The sequence below is a fragment of the Novosphingobium sp. genome (genome assembly GCF_036733805.1).
GTDB lineage: Bacteria > Pseudomonadota > Alphaproteobacteria > Sphingomonadales > Sphingomonadaceae > Novosphingobium.
The window spans coordinates 1-15,760 of sequence record NZ_DAIMZT010000034.1 but is presented as its reverse complement, the minus strand read 5'-3'; the positions used below and the strand labels follow the sequence as shown (position 1 = coordinate 15,760).

Sequence of the window (15,760 nt, the reverse complement as noted above, 5' to 3'; positions counted from 1 at the left end):
TCCCGCGGACGCTGCCCCCAAATGATCAGAGCCGCGCCCTATATGCACGCGCCAGCAGAGAGACGAGCTGCTGATATTCCGCATCGGACAGAATATCAGCATATTCGCGGCTGATGGCAGTCGCTTCGCCGGTTTGAGCGACAATCTTTCGTCCTTCTTCGGTTATCCACAAACCGCTGCGCTTGCCGCCGGCGTTGCGACGTTCGACCAGGCCTTTCCCAACCAGTTCGCGGACGAGAATCGCCATATTCGATTCCCGAACCAACAGGATACGCGCGGCCTGGACCTGTCGAATACCCGGATTGGCGCGTATCAGCGCCAGCGTGGACAGCGTCGGCGGACTGACGGCAAGCGTGCACTGGGCCCGAATGAGATCCCCAATCTGGAGATAAGCCGCACGGGTCAGAAACCCCAACGAACCGGTGAGATCGTCGAGCACAACTTCCTCTTCACCCACAGCGCCGGTTTCCAGATCAAGCGCACACATTAGTCGACAGCCTCTTCTTTTCCGACATGATCGGCATGCGATTTGCGCACCATTGGCTCGGCATCCTCTAAAGGCTCTCCTTCAGTCGTCATCCGGCTGGAACATGAGCAGATTGGTCCCGTCGGGCAAGGGTGCCCAGGCCGGTCGAACACGCATACCGATCGCGATCTGCTCGATGGGACAGTTGATGATGTCTCCCACGACGTTCACCCCTTCATCGAGCGTCACGGTGGCGATAAGGAAGGGGGTATGGCCGGCAAAGGGCGGGCGCGCCACATGCGCGACGGTAAAAGCGAAAATCTGCCCGCGCCCCGACACCTCGCGCCATTCGATGTCGGTGCGGCCGGTGAACAGACTCACGGGCCTTGGATAGAATTGATACTGGCCCGTCGCCCGGCAATATTGCAGTAGAAGCTTGCGGTCGCGCGTCCCATCCCAAAAGGGCTTGGAAAAACGGAAGGACCGGGGAACCGCGCGCGCCACATCCAGCGTGTCGTTCAATTGCTCGCTCATATCATCCTCTACCCATCCGCGCCAAGAATCAGGGCCACACTCGTCCCCCAGTTGCGGGCATAGGGGATATAGCCGATGCCAGTGACCAGCGCGGTGCTTCGGTTTGCAACCTGTCGGACGCCGCCTTCTCCGAACAACTGCCGCACCCCTTCGATCAGGTTCGTACCTCCACCGGCAAGTCCGGCCTGGCCGGCGGATATCTGACCACCCCCCGTATTCAATGGCAGGTCCCCGTCGAAACCGAGATTCGTCTCGTTGATGAAAGCGCTCCCCTGCCCACGCGGCGCAAAGCCGAGCATCTCCATCTGCAACAGGATCGCGATCAGAAAATCGTCATAGGGCTGAAAGGAACCGATGTCCTTGGGTGTCAGACCAGCCTGCGCGAATGCACGCTTCCCGGCCACGGCATGCCCGCTTTCCGTGACATCGGCGAGGCTCTCGGCGATATTGTGATGCGTCCGTTCACCGTAGCCGAGCGGCACCACAAATTTGTCGAAGCCCTTTTCCTTCGCACGCTTCCTGGTCGTCATCAGCAGCCCGTTGGCGCCGTCACAGACCATCACGCAATCGAGCAACCGCACCGGTTCCGCGATCATGCGGGAATTCAGATAATCTTCGACCGTGATCGGCTTGCGCAGTTTCTCGCAGGCATTGTCGTTCAGCAGCCCGTGATTGCGCTGTGTGACCGCCAGCTTTGCGAGCGCGTTGACATCAAGGCCGTAGAGATGATCGTACCGGCTGCTCAGCAAACCGAAATCGGCCGGCGGCCCGATCATCCCATGCGGGATCGACCATTCGACATTATAGGCGCGCATGTTGAGGTTGGATTCCGACGCTTCGGTGTCGGCGTTGAGCAGGAAGACAGTCGTGCACAGCCCCGCGTCGAGGGCCGCGGCCGCGCGCGCAACCGCACTCGATGCGGACGAACCGCCCAGGTCGCAGCTCTGGCAAAAATCGAGCTGGAGACCGAGATAGTCTGCAGTCGTCTGCGACCAGAAACAGTTACCCGCGCCGGTCATCGAGCCGTTGACGAGCATGCCGTCAATCTCGCCCTTTTCGATGCCCGTTTTCTCGATCAGGGCATCGAGAATTTCAGCGCCAAGCTCCCACACGTCGCGCCCGGCCCGCGCCTCTATCTTGGTCTCGGCGAAACCGACGATCGCAGCATCACGCAGCGCCATCTTGCCCTCCCTCACCCATGACCCGTCCGGCATCGGCCTGATAGGCATCGCCGGACTTGCCCGGTTCCACCAGACGGCGCGCCCGTCCCGACACGAATTCGTCCAGCCTTTCCGCGGACTCGGGGCTGGCCACGACATGATGGAACAACCCCTCGACGAACAGGCCGTCATCGTAGGAATAGTCCTGGATGCGGGGCAGACCGTTCACGATCGCCCAATTGGTGAGCTTGGCATTCTCGGCAATCCGGTTGGCCAGCGACAGGGCGCGCGCGACATGCTCGCCCTTGGGCATAAGATATTGGACGACATTGTACCGCTCGGCCTCTTCAGGCGACAGGACCCGGCCGGTGAGCATCAGATCGCTCATCCGGGCAACGCCAAGCAGCCGCGCGATCCGGACGGAACCGCCGCCACCGATGTAGATGCCCCGCTGTCCTTCGGGAAGCGCGAAGAAGGCGGTATCGTCGGCGACACGGATGTGGCAGGATGACGCCAGTTCGAAACCGCCACCGATGCACGCGCCGCTGATGGCGGCGACAAAGGGGATACTACCGCGAGAAATCGTGTCGAAGGGGCGCGCGGCAGCCGCCGAGCCGATACGCATTTCCAGATGACGTTCATGGTCGTTCATCCATTTCATCGCTTCGGCCAGATCCAGGCCGGCGCAGAAATGTTCGCCATGGCTGAAGATGAGCCCCACCCGCGCCTCCTTCTGCGCACGAGCCACGGCTTCGTTCAGTTGCTCTGACAGTTCAGCGCTCAGCGCATTGCGCTTCGAGGGTCTGTTGAGACCGATCTTCGCGACTTTGCCTGCAAGTTCATAGGTGACGACGGATTCAGACATCGGGCATTCCTTCATTTTCGATGTGTCAGGCAGGTTCGGCGCCTGAAATCAGGATGAATAACGCGGCAGTTTGAGGCCACGCAGGGCGATGGTATTGCGCTGCATCTCGCTCGTCCCGCCGCCCAGCACGCCCATCAGCGAATGGCGCAGAACCTGCTCGGCCTCGGGGATCGGTGCGGAAGGGGTTTCTTCGGAAAGCAGGCCGGCAGATCCCAATATATCCATTGCAGCCTCGCCCAGCCGTTCCTGCAGCTCGCCCACGAAGACCTTGCTCATCGCCGCTTCATGGGTGGGCACCCGGCCCGCCTGGACGAGATTTCCATTCCGCAGCACGAACTGCCGGGCAACTTCGATCTCGGACGCAAGAAGACCCACTCGATCGCGGATGACAGGATCAAGACGCGGCGAATGCGGTTCGTCACCGCGCGACCGCAAATAATCGATGACCCGGTCAAAGAGATGCTGGAGATGCGCGACAGTCGTTCCGATCATCACGCGTTCGGCGGCGAGCGCGTCCGTGATGACTTTCCACCCGCCATTTTCCGGACCAAGCAATGCGCCGGCAGGCAATCTTACTTCGTCATAGAAGGTTTCGCAGAAGGTGCGGCCATACATGAACATGCCGGAGCGAATGGTGATGCCAGGCGTATCGAGCGGCACCAGGAAGATGCTGATGCCCGCATGTTTCGGCGTCGCTTCAGGATCGGTCCGCGCGGCCAGGAAGGCATATTCGCACTTGTCCCCGCCCGTCGTCCAGAGCTTCTGGCCGGAGATGACCCATTCATCGCCATCCTTCCTTGCCGTCGTGCGCAGGGATGCCAGGTCCGATCCGGCCTCCGGCTCGCTATAGTGCAACGCGAAAGACCTTTCCCCGCGCAGGAAGGCCGGCAGAAACTGCTGCTTTTGTTCCTCCGAACCATAACGAATGATGGCGGGGCCGATGATCGTCTCGCCACCCATATGGGCATCGGTGGGAACCTCGGCGAACTCTATTTCTTCGATGAAGGCCAGCTGCTCGCCAGGGCTGCGCGCCTGCCCGCCGACAGCCTCTGGCCAGTCAAGGCCGGTCCAACCCGCCGCCCCCATCTTCCTCGACATCTCGGGCAGAAAGGCCCGATCCTTGAAGGGACGGGTCCGATTTGCGGCGCGGTCCGCATCCGTCCAATTGGCGGCGAGCCATCCGCGGATCTTGCCGCGGAATTGGGCGACGCTGGCGTCGGTATCGTGCGACGGCAGGTTGGAAGACCCACCCAGCTTCGCGCGATCGGGCGCAAGCAGCTGATCCGCCAGCGCGCCGCGCGCACGGGCCGCGCCGCCAAATCGAATGAGATCGGCGTGAATGCTGCGGAAATGGCGGGGCAACTCATGCTCTTCGGCATAGCCGATCGCGCCCATGACATGATGCGCCTCCAGAATGAGCTGACGAAGCGAGGGACCGGCATAGGCGATCGCCGCCTCGGCAAAATAGGGCCAATTCGGGTCACCCCGATCCAGAGCCTCTGCTGCGCCCGCGATCGTCAGCCGGGTGCCATCGAGCCTGCTGAGGCAATCGGCAAGCTTGTGCTGGATCGCCTGGAATTCGCCGATCACATGGCCAAATTGCTTGCGCTGTTTCGCGTGCTCCAGCGCGAGTTCAAATGACCGCTGGCCTGCTCCCAAGGCGCGAGCCGCGCTGGAAAGCCGAGTGATGAGCGCCGCCTGTGCGACAAGGTTTTCAGGTAGTGGCAGCCACATCGTCGCCGGCGCGTCCACCACCACTTCGCTCAGCCCGGTGATGCCCAGGCTGGGCGTCGCGGTAACGCGCACGCCCGGATGATCGATTGGGACGACCGCAATCCCGCAAGGCTCGCTCGACAAGATCATGAGGTCGGTCGCCACGGCTGCGCCTTCCACAAATGCCGCCGTTCCGGCGACCCTGCCATGGGCGACCGTCAGGCTGCCGGCATTGCGGTCTCCGTCGAAGCCACCCAGCACAATGGCCGGTATTTTTTCGCCGGAGCGCAACGCGGACAGAAAGGATTGGGCGGGCGCATCATCTGCCTGGCCGATCAACCGATTGGCGACATAGTAATTCGCCAGGGGCGCAGGACAGGCACTCCGCCCCAGTTCCTCGAAGAGCATGGTGGCCTCTCGAAGGCCGGGACCATCCGCACCGCCCAATTCCACAAGACCCAGGTCGCGGAGTTGGCCGATGAGATGGCGGAGCGCCTCCGGGTCCCCGGACCGTGCCACCGCTTCTTCAGTCGGCCAGTTGCCCTCCAGCATTCGGCGAACGGATTCGATCAGCAGCCCACGCTCTTCCTCAGACAGTCCAATCACCTGATATCCCCTCGCTGTCGCTATCTGTTTGGCAAAGTTGCCACTGGTCGCGACGAGTTCTTGCGACGAATGGGAAGGCAACTTTTCGATCTATTCGGAGGCTATGCCCTTTGGCCGCCGCCTGTCAATAATCATATGATTTATAAGTTTTGAAAAGCGGCTTCCGTTCGCCGCCGATCCGGGCCCGAGGGTCGAGCGGTCATGAGCAGGACCGACCTTTCCGATAGCGGCAAGCCCAAGCCCCCCTTAAAGGGAGGCCATGACGTCGGCCCAGCGTTCCATCATTTCGTTTTCGTGACCGGGAACGACATGGAATTGCAGCTGATGATAGCCCGCCTCCTTCAGCCCACGCAGGCGATCCACCAGTTCGGCCTTTGTACCTGTCAGGGTAAGCGCCTTTATGATGTCGCCCGTAATGTGCGTTTCGTCGGGCCTCACGAACATCAAATGGCCCCGATGATTGACGAGATAGCGGGCATCGGCGGGTTCGTATCTGTTATATATCTCGCGATAGGCTTCGAGTTCGGCCAGGAAGGGAAACTCGCTTCCCATGATGGAGCCGAACTCCTTCTCTTCGACGAAATTATGGAAGACGATGGACGCCGCGGGTCCGGCCTGCTCCCTCGTTTTCACGCTGTCCGGCGATTCGCCTTCGTCCAGGACCCGACCGCCGATCGTGGCGATGGAATAAAAATCCGCAGGATCGTTACCGGCCTGCGACCACAGAGTGCGAATTTCGTCCAGTTCCGCCTTTTCCCGCTCGGGATAGGTTGCAACATTGATCCACTGCGCCCGCTTCTCCACCGTCAACGCGCGCGCCTTGGGTCCCAAAGCGGATATGGCGAGCGGAATGGGATCCTCGATGTTGATCAGGCCCCAGTCCGGATTGAGGAAGCGGATCTTGTGCAAGCCGCCTTCTTCCTCAAATTCCGTGGTTTCGCCGCGAAGAAGGGCCTGGACCGTATCGATATATCTGGTCATCCGGGCAAGCGTGACCGGCTTCATGCCCATGGAGCGCCGCCCGGTAAAGCCGGTGGACACGCCAAAAACGATCCGGCCGGGCGCAAGCGCATTCAAAGTGGCAAAGCCGCTTGCCGCCACCGGGGCGAGCCGGTTGGAAGGAATCATCACGCCACTGCAAAGCTTGATCCTGGACGTCTTGACCGCGGCTGCGCCCATGGCCGCGAAAAGCTCCGCATTGAGTAGCGGAGTGTCGTAAAACCAGGCATGCGAGAAGCCCAGTTCCTCCGCACGAACAGCTACCTCCCATGAGTTCGCCTTCGTCGGAATCTGAATCGCCATATCCATTTTTCTGATACCCTCTCGCGCGTTCTATTTGTGGGTTAGGCTGACCTTGAGCGCCGAATGCCGACACGGCCGTCGAGTCGCGCTGGTCCACGTCACCCTTTGGACCTCACCGCTCCAGCCTCTTAAAGAGCAGTGGACCCGACGGCTCCTGCCGACCGCAATTGCTCGACCTCCTCCCTGCTGTAGCCGGCATCACGCAGCACGGCTTCGGTGTGCTCGCCGAGCAACGCGGGCAACGCCTGCCTGGGGCCTCGTGACCGGTCTATGCGGGCCGCGCGCCGCATCATCGTGACGGTGCCGACCTGAGGATGCTCTACCTGTTCGAAGATGTCGCTATGCTTGACCTCGGGATCTTCATGCACTTCAGGAACCGAAAGCACGGCGGCGTAGGGGATGCCCTCGGCGCCGAGCCGCTCTTCCCAGTAGCTCCGCGAATGTCGAATGAAGATGGGTCGCATGGCGTCCAGCAATGCGGACCAATTTTCCACCCGTGTCAGCCGCTCGGCGAAACGGGGATCTTCCGCGATATCGGGTCGCTCGATTGCGCGGCACAATCCGTCCCACGCCTGCGCCAGGCCGGCGAGCTGGAAGGAGATCATGCCATCGGTGCACCGCATGATGAAGGCCTGCGACATGGAGGCGCGAAAATCCGGCTCCATCGCCACCCCTCCGTCTGTATAGAATGAATGAAAATCCGGCACGAAGGCAACCGATGCATCGACCATGGTCACATCGACGCGGGAGCCTTTGCCGCTCACCTTCCTGCCATAAAGAGCCGCCATGATCGCGATCGCCGCCTGCAGCCCCGTCGCCTGATCGGCGAGCGTAGGTCCACGGAGCTTCGGCTGGTCGGGATCGACAAAAGTATAGAGGATGCCGGACAGGGCCTGGCCAACCGTGTCGAAGGCGGGCCGATCACGGTAAGGACCATCGGCGCTGAAACCCGCTACCGAACAATAAATGAGGCCCGGGTTCAATTCCTTGAGCGCCTCATATCCAATCCCCAGCCGGTCCATCACGCCTGGACGAAAATTTTCCAGGACCACATCGGCCGAAGCGGCGAGACGCCGGAAAATATCCCGCGCCTCGGGCTTTTGGAGATCGAGCGCGACGCTCTTCTTATTCTTGTTATAGGAACGGTAATGGACCCCATAATCCTGGATGTCTTTTCCACCGACATAGCTTCGGAAAGGATCGCCGCTTCCGATACGTTCAACCTTGATGACATCGGCACCGTAATCGGCAAGTTGCTGGCCGGCGAACGGACCTGCAATATATTGCGTCAACTCGACGACTTTTATGCCCTTGAGCGGACTGTCCGAAGTATATCCAGAGCTTTGATCAATCGACATCTATTTCTCCGTTTGGCTGGCCCTGAACGTGCGGGCACCTCAATTCAGCGGAAGGTCGCTTGCGCAGGAATTGACAATAACGATGCGGCTCTCTTTATTTCTGCGCTCCGACATCCAGGACGGCACATCGCCGTCGTCCTTGCGCCACCATACTCCCTCGATCGCCCAGATGGAATGATTGACTAATGTGAACAGCTTGACATTGTCAAGTTCCACGCTAGCATGACCATGAAATCGAAACGAGCTGCGATCGGTCGGGGACGCCGCGCACGGCAGGCGACCCCCTCACGAAGGGATAGGAGAGTGATCGATGATGACGCGAGAAGATAATGACTTCCTCTGCCGTGTGGAGCCGGGCACGCCCATGAACGCGGCGTTCAAGCGCTACTGGCTCGTTGCCGGTCTGTCCCGCGATTTCCCCGAACCCAACAGCGATCCCAAGCGAAGCACCTTGCTGGGCGAGGATTATGTCCTGTTCCGCGACAGCAAGGGCCGGATTGGTTGCCTTCGCGAGTTGTGCTGCCATCGGGGCGCTTCCCTGTGTCTCGGCCGAATCGAAGAAGGCGGGCTCCGCTGCATTTTTCACGGCTGGAAATTCGACGTCGATGGAACGATCATCGACATGCCGAATGCAACCGACGACCGCTTCATGAAACGGTATCGGCAGCCGGCATTCCCCGTGGTGGAAAAGGGCGGTCTCATCTTCGTGTATCTTGGGCCGGCCGACGAGAAGCCGGCTTTCCCGAACTGGCGCTGGCTCGATTTCGCGCCCGAAAAGATGTTCGTGGCGCCGGTCATGTACCACACGAACTATATTCAGGCGATCGACGGAGGCGCTGACTCCTCGCACCTGACGACGCTGCATCAGGACGCGCTGACCCGTTCGCATCCTGCCGCGGACAACAGCGTCTTTCAGCGCATCATGGCGGACGCGGCGCCGCGCTTCGACACCTATTCGACGGAATTCGGGCAGTTTTCGGCGGCTTTCCGCACGGTCACCCGGCCTGACGGCGGCACCTATGAAACCTGCAAGACCTCCGTCTTCGCCGCGCCTTCCACAGTGATCACCAACGGAGCCTATCCCGATCAGGGGACGTTCGCCTTCTTCACGCCGATCGATTCCCATCGGACCATTGGCTATATCGGCAACTATGACAGCGCCTGGACGACGCCGGAAGAACCGCTCGCAGCGATGCGGTTCATGAGCATCGATGCCGAGACACTCGACCGGCTTGGCTTTTCGCCGGAGACGTTTGACAGTCCCGACAAGGCCAGCCGCGACAATAATTGGTATCAGGACCGGGAAGGCATGCGCAACGGCCGTTTCACGGGCATGCCGCCGTTCATTCCGGAGGACGTCATCGTCGCGGAGTCGATGGGATCGATCTATGATCGCACCCAGGAAAACCTGATCCCGGCTGATCAGGTCGTCGTTCGCATTCGCCGCATTCTGATGGATATGGCCCGCGATGTTCAGGGAGGCCGAAAGCCCATCGGCGTGCGTGCACCGGTTGATTATGCGAAGATATGTGTCGGCGAAGGAGCGGTAGAGACTGGTCAGAATTGGGCCGAAGTCACCTTGCCTCCGGAATTTGTGCGACGCGAACAGATCGAGGCGTAGATCCTCAGGCGCCCACTGGGCTCTCCTGGGAGGAGTGTGCCGAGCGCTGGTAGGCGCTGGGCACACCAGGCGGTATTTGAGGATCTGCGCGGAGGCATTTCGATGAAGGATTTTGAGAATAAGGTGGCCCTCGTCACGGGCTCGGCCTCGGGCATCGGCTTTGGCATAACCCGGTCACTCGCGGAACGTGGCGTGTCTGTCGTGATGCTCGACATTGAGCAGGCGGCGCTGGATTCCGCGGTGGCCGAACTGTCGTTCACCGGGGCGAGTTTTCTGCCCATGGTGGTCGATGTCGCCAATCGTGAGGCGATGTACGCCACCGCGCGTGTGGTACAGGAAAAATTCGGCCGCCTCGATATCCTCATCAATAACGCGGGTGTCGCCTATAATGTCAAACCGCTCCATGAGACGCCCGACGAGGCGATCGACTGGAGCGTCAATGTCAACCTCTTCGGCGTGCTGAACGGCATCAAGGCGTTCGTCCCTCTCATCATCGCTGGCGGCCAGGGCGGCCATGTGGTCAATACCAGCTCGATCGGGGGCTTCCAGGTGCGCAAGAATCCTAACTGGCATCAGGGGCTGTATGCCGCGACAAAATATGCCGTCACGGCCCTTTCCGAAGGGCTGCGGCTGGACCTGGAGGATGAGAATATCGGCGTGTCGGTGCTTGCCCCGGCGGCAGTGTCGACGAATATTCTGACTTCCGACCGCAATCGACCCAGCCGCTTCGGCGGGCCGACAACCGGCAGCCAGTCAGAACTGTTCGCCGACATGTTCAAGCAGTCCGGCCTTGCGCCCGAAGCCGTTGGCGAGCGAGTCATCCAGGCGATCCTGGACAACGAACTCTATATCTTCACCCATCTCGACACGCAGAGCTGGCTGGAGGAGCGCCACCGGAAGATCGAAGCGGCCTTCGACGCTACGCGGAAATATTTGAGCTCCCAAAATTCCGTTATTTGAACAACCAGGCCCAGTCACGGCGTCGGCCACGGCCGGGTTACGAAAGTTGCGCACGGATCGCGGCAAGATCGAACAGAACCCAGATTTCCGCGATCTTGCCGTCCCTGTAGGTATAGAACACCAGTTCCGTCACGGCCACCGAATTCCCGTTCGGTTCGACCCCCTGCCATTGCGTCCGGGGCGTGCCCGATGTTCGGTTGCGCACGGCCAGCTTGCATCCGCTCGATACCAGGTCGATCAGGTCCCATCGAAAATCCGGAACCGCATCGATGAGCGAGTGCAAGCGATCGGCAAAGCCAGCCCGCGATATTGCCTTGCCGTTCAGTTGCAACTGATCGTGCATAAATTCGCCGAGCTCGTCGAACTTTCGCTCATTGCATTGAGCAAGATATCGACGATAGATGGATTCAAGGTCGGACATGATGCACCTCTTCGCGCGGCTGGGCAGGTTATTCAGTAGGGATTGCCAGCCCTTAACCAGGTAGCGTAGCTTTCCAGCGCCTGCTCGATCGTGCAGAGCGGCTCATAGTCGGCATCCTGGCGCGCCCGGCTTATGTCCAGAATGGCGTTTGGCCAGTTATGCGGTCCCGTTCCCTCTTCCATCCGCGCCTCGAAGCCCGGGAAAATGGCGGCCGCCGCCTCGGCGAACCGTCGATTGGTCACATCCTGGCCGCCGCCTACATTATAGCTTTTATGCTTCAGGCGTGACGAGTTGTGGATCAGCCGCACAGCGCGCGCGCAGTCCGTCACGAAGCAAAGGTCAGTGGCATGATCTTCACCGTAAAATCGCGGCAGGCCGGGAAGGTCGAGAGGCGCCGTCCGTTTGCTCACCGCAGCATGCACCAATTGGGCAGGCCAGTGGCGCAAGGTCCGGTATAGCGGCCCATAGATGCTTCCGAGGCGCAGGCTGATCAGGTCGGTTTGACCCGCCCCGGCCAGATATTGGCCAAGAAGTTCTTCCGCCTTTTTGAAAGCCTCGATCGGGTGAGATGGCCGGAGACGGACGGGCATATCTTCGACAAGCGGCCCTTCAAGCCCCATGTAGATGGCAATCGAACTGGCGATGGATACCCTGCGCGCGCCCGTGATCCGCGCGGCCTCCATGATATTCAGCAAGCCCGCCATGTTGATGCGATATTCCTCGATAGGCGAAATCGCTCCGATCGGCGGTCCGGCCAGATGGACGATGCTTTCGATCCCATGCCGCCTGCAGACGTCGATGACGGCGTGCGGACTTGCCACGTCGAGCGGCTCGACCGTCAGGCCACGGCCAAGAGACGCTTCGAGAAACGGCGCGATCTGCTCCCCGCCGAACCGGGTCGCAACGACATCTTCCCCATGATCCAGGAACTCGCGAACGACATGCGAGCCGATGAAGCCGAGGCCTCCTGTAACAAGTATCGTCAACGCACTACTCCTGTCCTATTCGACACCACAACGTCGCGCCGAGAAATCATGCAGCGTTTCCAGTTCGGCCAATGCCGGTGCGACCGCCTCCGTCAGCTGCCCCACCCCGACCAGATAGCGGGCCTTCGGCTCGGCATCGGTTGCGGCGGCAAGTGTTGCGTCGGCCACCGAAGCGACATCGTCAAGCACATCGGCCGCCCGCTCCTTCCGGACCGCCTGGAGCACTTCGGAAATCCCCTGATAGGGTTCGGTCATGACCACCGGGGCCTTGCCCATGATGGCCGTCCTGAATTGGCCGGGCAAAATGGAGGGAGCCCGCACGCCAAATGGCCGTCCTTCAATATCCACCACAGCAGATACGCAGTCCAGCGCATGTTTGGACGCACAGTAGATGCCAAGCAGCGGCGTGGATATGATCGCACCGATCGCCGTCACATTGATGATCCTGCCGCCGCCCTGGCCGCGCATTATCGGCAGCACGGCCTGCATCAACGCCAGGGGACCGAAATAATTGGTTTCAAAAATCCGCCGCGACAGTTCGTCAGGCGTGTCTTCGATAGCGGCCATAGCGACAATTCCCGCATTGTTGACCAGCGTATCGATTCGCCCCCGGCTGCGCAGAACATAGTCCAGCGCAGATCGACGTGAAGCGGCATCGGTGACGTCGAGCGGGACGAGGTCAATATTGGCGTTCTTCTTCATTTCCTCAGAAGCGGCCTTAGGATCACGCATGCTCGCGATAACTGTGTCGCCCCGGGCAGCAAAGGCCAGCGCGATCGCCTCTCCAAAACCCGAACTGCAACCCGTGATGAGGCGGACTGACGCTGACACCGATCTCTCCCTTGATTAGACGCCTCCAGCCGTGACGAGAAAGCTTGACAATGTCAAGATTCTTTGTATGGTCCTAATTTCCAAGACATGCAAAACCCCGCGCCAAGCCATTGAGCGCGATAATCGGAAGAGGAGACTCTCGTGCAATTCGGTATTTTCGATCATTGCGAGCGCTCCGGCCGTCCCCCCGCGGAGACCTATCAGGAGCGGTTCGCTCTTGCACAGCGGGCGGAAGAGGCTGGGTTCTACGCCTATCATCTGGCCGAACATCACGGCACGTCTCTATCCCTTGTGCCGTCGCCCAATCTTTTCCTGGCGGCTCTTGCGCAGAAGACCAAGACCCTTCGGCTCGGGGCGCTCGTCTATCTTCTGCCGCTATATGATCCCTACAGGCTGGCACAGGAAGTGTGCATGCTCGACCATCTGTCCGACGGTCGGGTGGAACTGGGGATCGGCCGCGGCGCCAATCCCATCGAGCTGGGCTTTTTCGGCTTTGATCCCGCGACCGCCAAACAGCGCTTCGAAGATCTGTATCCCCTGTTGATGCAGGGGCTCGTGGATGGGCAGATGTCGCGACAGGGGCCGAAGGGCATGATCGAAGCCCCGATCGACAGCCGCCCGCTGCAAAAACCCTATCCTCCGATCTGGTATCCGAGCGCCGGCGGCGGCGCGCAACTCATCTGGGCCGCGCAGCAAGGATTCCACACGATCCTCAATGGACCGCTGGAAAGTTGCGCGGAAGCAGCAAAGCTGTTCCGGGACAATTTCCAGCCCGGTCCGCACGGCACGCAGCCCAAGATCGGCATCACGCGATATGTCTATGTCGCCGACACCGACGAGGAAGCGCTTCAGCGTGGAGAGGCAGCGCTGCGTTACCATCGCGCCAATCTCCTGAAACTCGCGAACGAAGCTGGCTATACGATTGCCTCGCCGGTCATACCGCCCGACAATATCGCCCAGGCCGTAAGCGAAGGCTGGGCAGCTGCCGGCAGCCCCGCGACCGTGCGTGAACAGATTGCCGCCATGGCCGATCAGGTCGATATCAATTACTTCGTCTTCGCTCCGATGATGGCCGACCTTTCGCTTGAATGGGGATTGCGGACGATCGACATCTTCCGCGACGAAATCATTCCGGCCTTTACCGAAACGGAAAAGGTTCGCGTGCGCGCTTGATTTGAACGTCACGCACACAGATACGGAAGCCGCGACGACTCGTTTCGCCATGAAGTGTGGCGGAACGAGTCGGAAATCTTCGGCCTTTGTACCGGCGACATCGGATCATCCTTTGGACTGCCGGTTTCTATATTTGTCATAATTTCCCGACCACTGGATATTGGATCATGACCTTCGCTCGCCACTACCGCCTGAAAGCCGCGGATGGAAAAGTCGACGATCTTCTGACCGCCCTCAAGGACTTGGCGAAGACCCTCGAACGGATCGAGGGTTTCAAGGGCGCCGAACTGTTCGCCGACTCGGACAAAGAGAATGAGTTTCTATTTATCGAGCAATGGACGTCCAAGGACGATCATGGCGAAAGTGCGACGAAGATCCCCAAGGCGATCTTTCAATCGATCATGACCAATGTCGCAGATTCACCGCTGACGAGCACATTGGAAAGCCTGCCGCTATAGTAACGATGCAAGGCGATTCTATTTTTCGTTTCGAGGATATAAGGTTGTTATTTGAGGATGACTGAACCGCTTTTCCCTGCAAAAATTGTTGCCATCGAACTCGCCGCCGAGGACATTCTGTCATTTACATTGCGGCCGATGGACACCATCCTGCCCGATCGCATCGATCCGGGCAGCCATGTCGACGTTCATCTCCCCAATGGCATGATGCGCAGCTACTCCCTGTCCAATGGATCGGAGCAGCGCCACGGATATCGCCTGACGGTCGCGCGGGACGCCAACAGCCGCGGCGGCTCCGCCTATATGCACGACATGCTGCGCGTCGGCCAGATCATCGAGATCAGCAAGCCCCGCAACAATTTCAAATTGGCGGAAGACGCTGGATTTTCGGTATTTTTCGCGGGCGGGATCGGTGTGACGCCGTTCATTCCCATGATCACGCGCCTCAACCAGCTCGGCAAATCATGGCGCCTCTATTATTGCGTGCGCAATCGCGAACGCGCCGCGCTTGCGGATGAAATCAGACAATTGACGGCTGATGGAACGGGCGAGTTCGTGTCTCATTGCGACGACATCGATGGCCTGTTCGATCTGCCGGGCACGATCGGCGCCTTGCCGGATGACGTTCATGTCTATTGCTGCGGCCCGACCCCCATGTTGGACGCCTTCCGTTCGAGCGCGCAACAGGCGAGCCTCGCAAGCGACCATGTGCATTACGAATATTTCAGTTCGGACGTGGAGAGCGCGACGGAAGGCGGCTTTGTGGTCGTCCTTCATCAATCCGGCACCGAAATCACGGTCCAGCCGGGCCAGACGATCCTGCAAGCCTTGGTCGACCATGGCGTCGAGATGTCATATTCCTGTGAGGAAGGCATCTGCGGCGCTTGCGAAACCCGGGTGATCGAAGGAACAGCGGACCATCGCGACATGGTGCTGACCGACGCGGAAAAGCTGGCGAACAGGACCATGATGGTCTGCTGCTCCGGCGCCAAGTCGGCGCGACTGGTGCTCGATCTGTAACCCGCAGCCAATGCATATTCCGGTTACGGCCTACAAGTTTCCGTAAAATTGCGTCCACAACGCGAACGGAGGCTCACGTTTGGCCGGCTGAAAATTCAGACCATATGCGCAGATACGGCTTCGGCCTCGATGGGCAGGCCGCGAGCCTGAATGAACAGCAGCAGCGAGATCAGGGCCGCACAGAGGAAGAGGACGCTGACGATGACGATCAGCGTCAGGACATGCTGCTCCCCCCCGGCGAAGGCGCCCAGGAACGGGCCCGCTGCCAGGCCGCAGGATTGCGACG

Annotated in this window: 17 protein-coding genes; 5 read left to right on the top strand and 12 right to left on the bottom strand. The window is 60.2% G+C overall.

The window, feature by feature from the left end:
- Positions 1–25: 25 nt before the first annotated feature.
- The 8 genes from V7D69_RS09670 to V7D69_RS09635 all read right to left on the bottom strand — a co-directional run bounded on the left by V7D69_RS09670 (position 26) and on the right by V7D69_RS09635 (position 8,220).
- A complete protein-coding gene (locus V7D69_RS09670; RefSeq protein ID WP_333605682.1) occupies positions 26–487 on the bottom strand; it encodes a MarR family winged helix-turn-helix transcriptional regulator in 462 nt (153 codons plus the stop codon).
- Positions 488–568: 81 nt separating this feature from the next.
- Positions 569–1,000, bottom strand: a complete 432-nt coding sequence (locus V7D69_RS09665) for a Zn-ribbon domain-containing OB-fold protein (RefSeq protein WP_333605681.1) — start codon at positions 998–1,000, stop codon at positions 569–571.
- Positions 1,001–1,008: 8 nt separating this feature from the next.
- A complete protein-coding gene (locus V7D69_RS09660) occupies positions 1,009–2,181 on the bottom strand; it encodes a thiolase family protein (RefSeq protein WP_333605680.1) in 1,173 nt (390 codons plus the stop codon).
- A complete protein-coding gene (locus tag V7D69_RS09655) occupies positions 2,168–3,025 on the bottom strand; it encodes a crotonase/enoyl-CoA hydratase family protein (RefSeq protein ID WP_333605679.1) in 858 nt (285 codons plus the stop codon). The genes V7D69_RS09660 and V7D69_RS09655 overlap by 14 nt, the downstream gene beginning before the upstream one ends.
- Before the next feature lie 48 nt (positions 3,026–3,073).
- Positions 3,074–5,344 carry an acyl-CoA dehydrogenase gene (locus V7D69_RS09650; protein WP_333605678.1) on the bottom strand — a complete coding sequence of 757 codons (2,271 nt, stop codon included), beginning with the start codon at positions 5,342–5,344 and terminating at the stop codon, positions 3,074–3,076.
- A 246-nt stretch (positions 5,345–5,590) separates the two neighbouring features.
- Positions 5,591–6,646, bottom strand: coding sequence for an LLM class flavin-dependent oxidoreductase (locus V7D69_RS09645; RefSeq protein ID WP_333605677.1), 1,056 nt, complete (start codon positions 6,644–6,646; stop codon positions 5,591–5,593).
- Between the two features lie 128 nt (positions 6,647–6,774).
- Positions 6,775–8,004, bottom strand: coding sequence for a CaiB/BaiF CoA transferase family protein (locus V7D69_RS09640; protein WP_333605676.1), 1,230 nt, complete (start codon positions 8,002–8,004; stop codon positions 6,775–6,777).
- Between the two features lie 39 nt (positions 8,005–8,043).
- A complete protein-coding gene (locus V7D69_RS09635; protein WP_333605675.1) occupies positions 8,044–8,220 on the bottom strand; it encodes a hypothetical protein in 177 nt (58 codons plus the stop codon).
- Positions 8,221–8,314: 94 nt separating this feature from the next.
- Here V7D69_RS09635 and V7D69_RS09630 point away from each other — a divergent pair, with 94 nt between their 5' ends.
- Both V7D69_RS09630 and V7D69_RS09625 read left to right on the top strand, forming a co-directional pair.
- Positions 8,315–9,625 carry a Rieske 2Fe-2S domain-containing protein gene (locus V7D69_RS09630; protein ID WP_333605674.1) on the top strand — a complete coding sequence of 437 codons (1,311 nt, stop codon included), beginning with the start codon at positions 8,315–8,317 and terminating at the stop codon, positions 9,623–9,625.
- 102 nt (positions 9,626–9,727) lie between these two features.
- The gene (locus V7D69_RS09625; protein WP_333605673.1) at positions 9,728–10,585 is read left to right on the top strand and encodes an SDR family NAD(P)-dependent oxidoreductase; all 858 of its coding nucleotides are present in this window, start codon (positions 9,728–9,730) and stop codon (positions 10,583–10,585) included.
- Positions 10,586–10,622: 37 nt separating this feature from the next.
- On the opposite strand, the gene V7D69_RS09620 is transcribed toward V7D69_RS09625, so the two are convergent.
- The 3 genes from V7D69_RS09620 to V7D69_RS09610 are packed head-to-tail and all read right to left on the bottom strand — an operon-like array spanning position 10,623 to position 12,823.
- Positions 10,623–11,006 (bottom strand): ester cyclase, encoded by a 384-nt coding sequence (locus V7D69_RS09620; protein WP_333605672.1) that lies wholly within the window; start codon positions 11,004–11,006, stop codon positions 10,623–10,625.
- A 32-nt stretch (positions 11,007–11,038) separates the two neighbouring features.
- Positions 11,039–11,992 (bottom strand): NAD-dependent epimerase/dehydratase family protein, encoded by a 954-nt coding sequence (locus tag V7D69_RS09615; protein WP_333605671.1) that lies wholly within the window; start codon positions 11,990–11,992, stop codon positions 11,039–11,041.
- Positions 11,993–12,007: 15 nt separating this feature from the next.
- Positions 12,008–12,823 carry an SDR family oxidoreductase gene (locus V7D69_RS09610; RefSeq protein WP_333605670.1) on the bottom strand — a complete coding sequence of 272 codons (816 nt, stop codon included), beginning with the start codon at positions 12,821–12,823 and terminating at the stop codon, positions 12,008–12,010.
- Positions 12,824–12,964: 141 nt separating this feature from the next.
- On the opposite strand from V7D69_RS09610, the gene V7D69_RS09605 reads away from it, so the two are divergent.
- From V7D69_RS09605 to V7D69_RS09595, 3 genes are all read left to right on the top strand, one after another.
- Positions 12,965–13,996, top strand: coding sequence for an LLM class flavin-dependent oxidoreductase (locus V7D69_RS09605; RefSeq protein WP_333605669.1), 1,032 nt, complete (start codon positions 12,965–12,967; stop codon positions 13,994–13,996).
- A 167-nt stretch (positions 13,997–14,163) separates the two neighbouring features.
- Positions 14,164–14,454 carry an antibiotic biosynthesis monooxygenase family protein gene (locus V7D69_RS09600; protein ID WP_333605668.1) on the top strand — a complete coding sequence of 97 codons (291 nt, stop codon included), beginning with the start codon at positions 14,164–14,166 and terminating at the stop codon, positions 14,452–14,454.
- 57 nt (positions 14,455–14,511) lie between these two features.
- Positions 14,512–15,474, top strand: coding sequence for a PDR/VanB family oxidoreductase (locus tag V7D69_RS09595; RefSeq protein ID WP_333605667.1), 963 nt, complete (start codon positions 14,512–14,514; stop codon positions 15,472–15,474).
- A gap of 95 nt (positions 15,475–15,569) precedes the next feature.
- Here V7D69_RS09595 and V7D69_RS09590 read toward each other — a convergent pair.
- A partial coding sequence (locus V7D69_RS09590; RefSeq protein WP_333605666.1) for a hypothetical protein occupies positions 15,570–15,760 on the bottom strand: 191 nt, incomplete at its 5' end.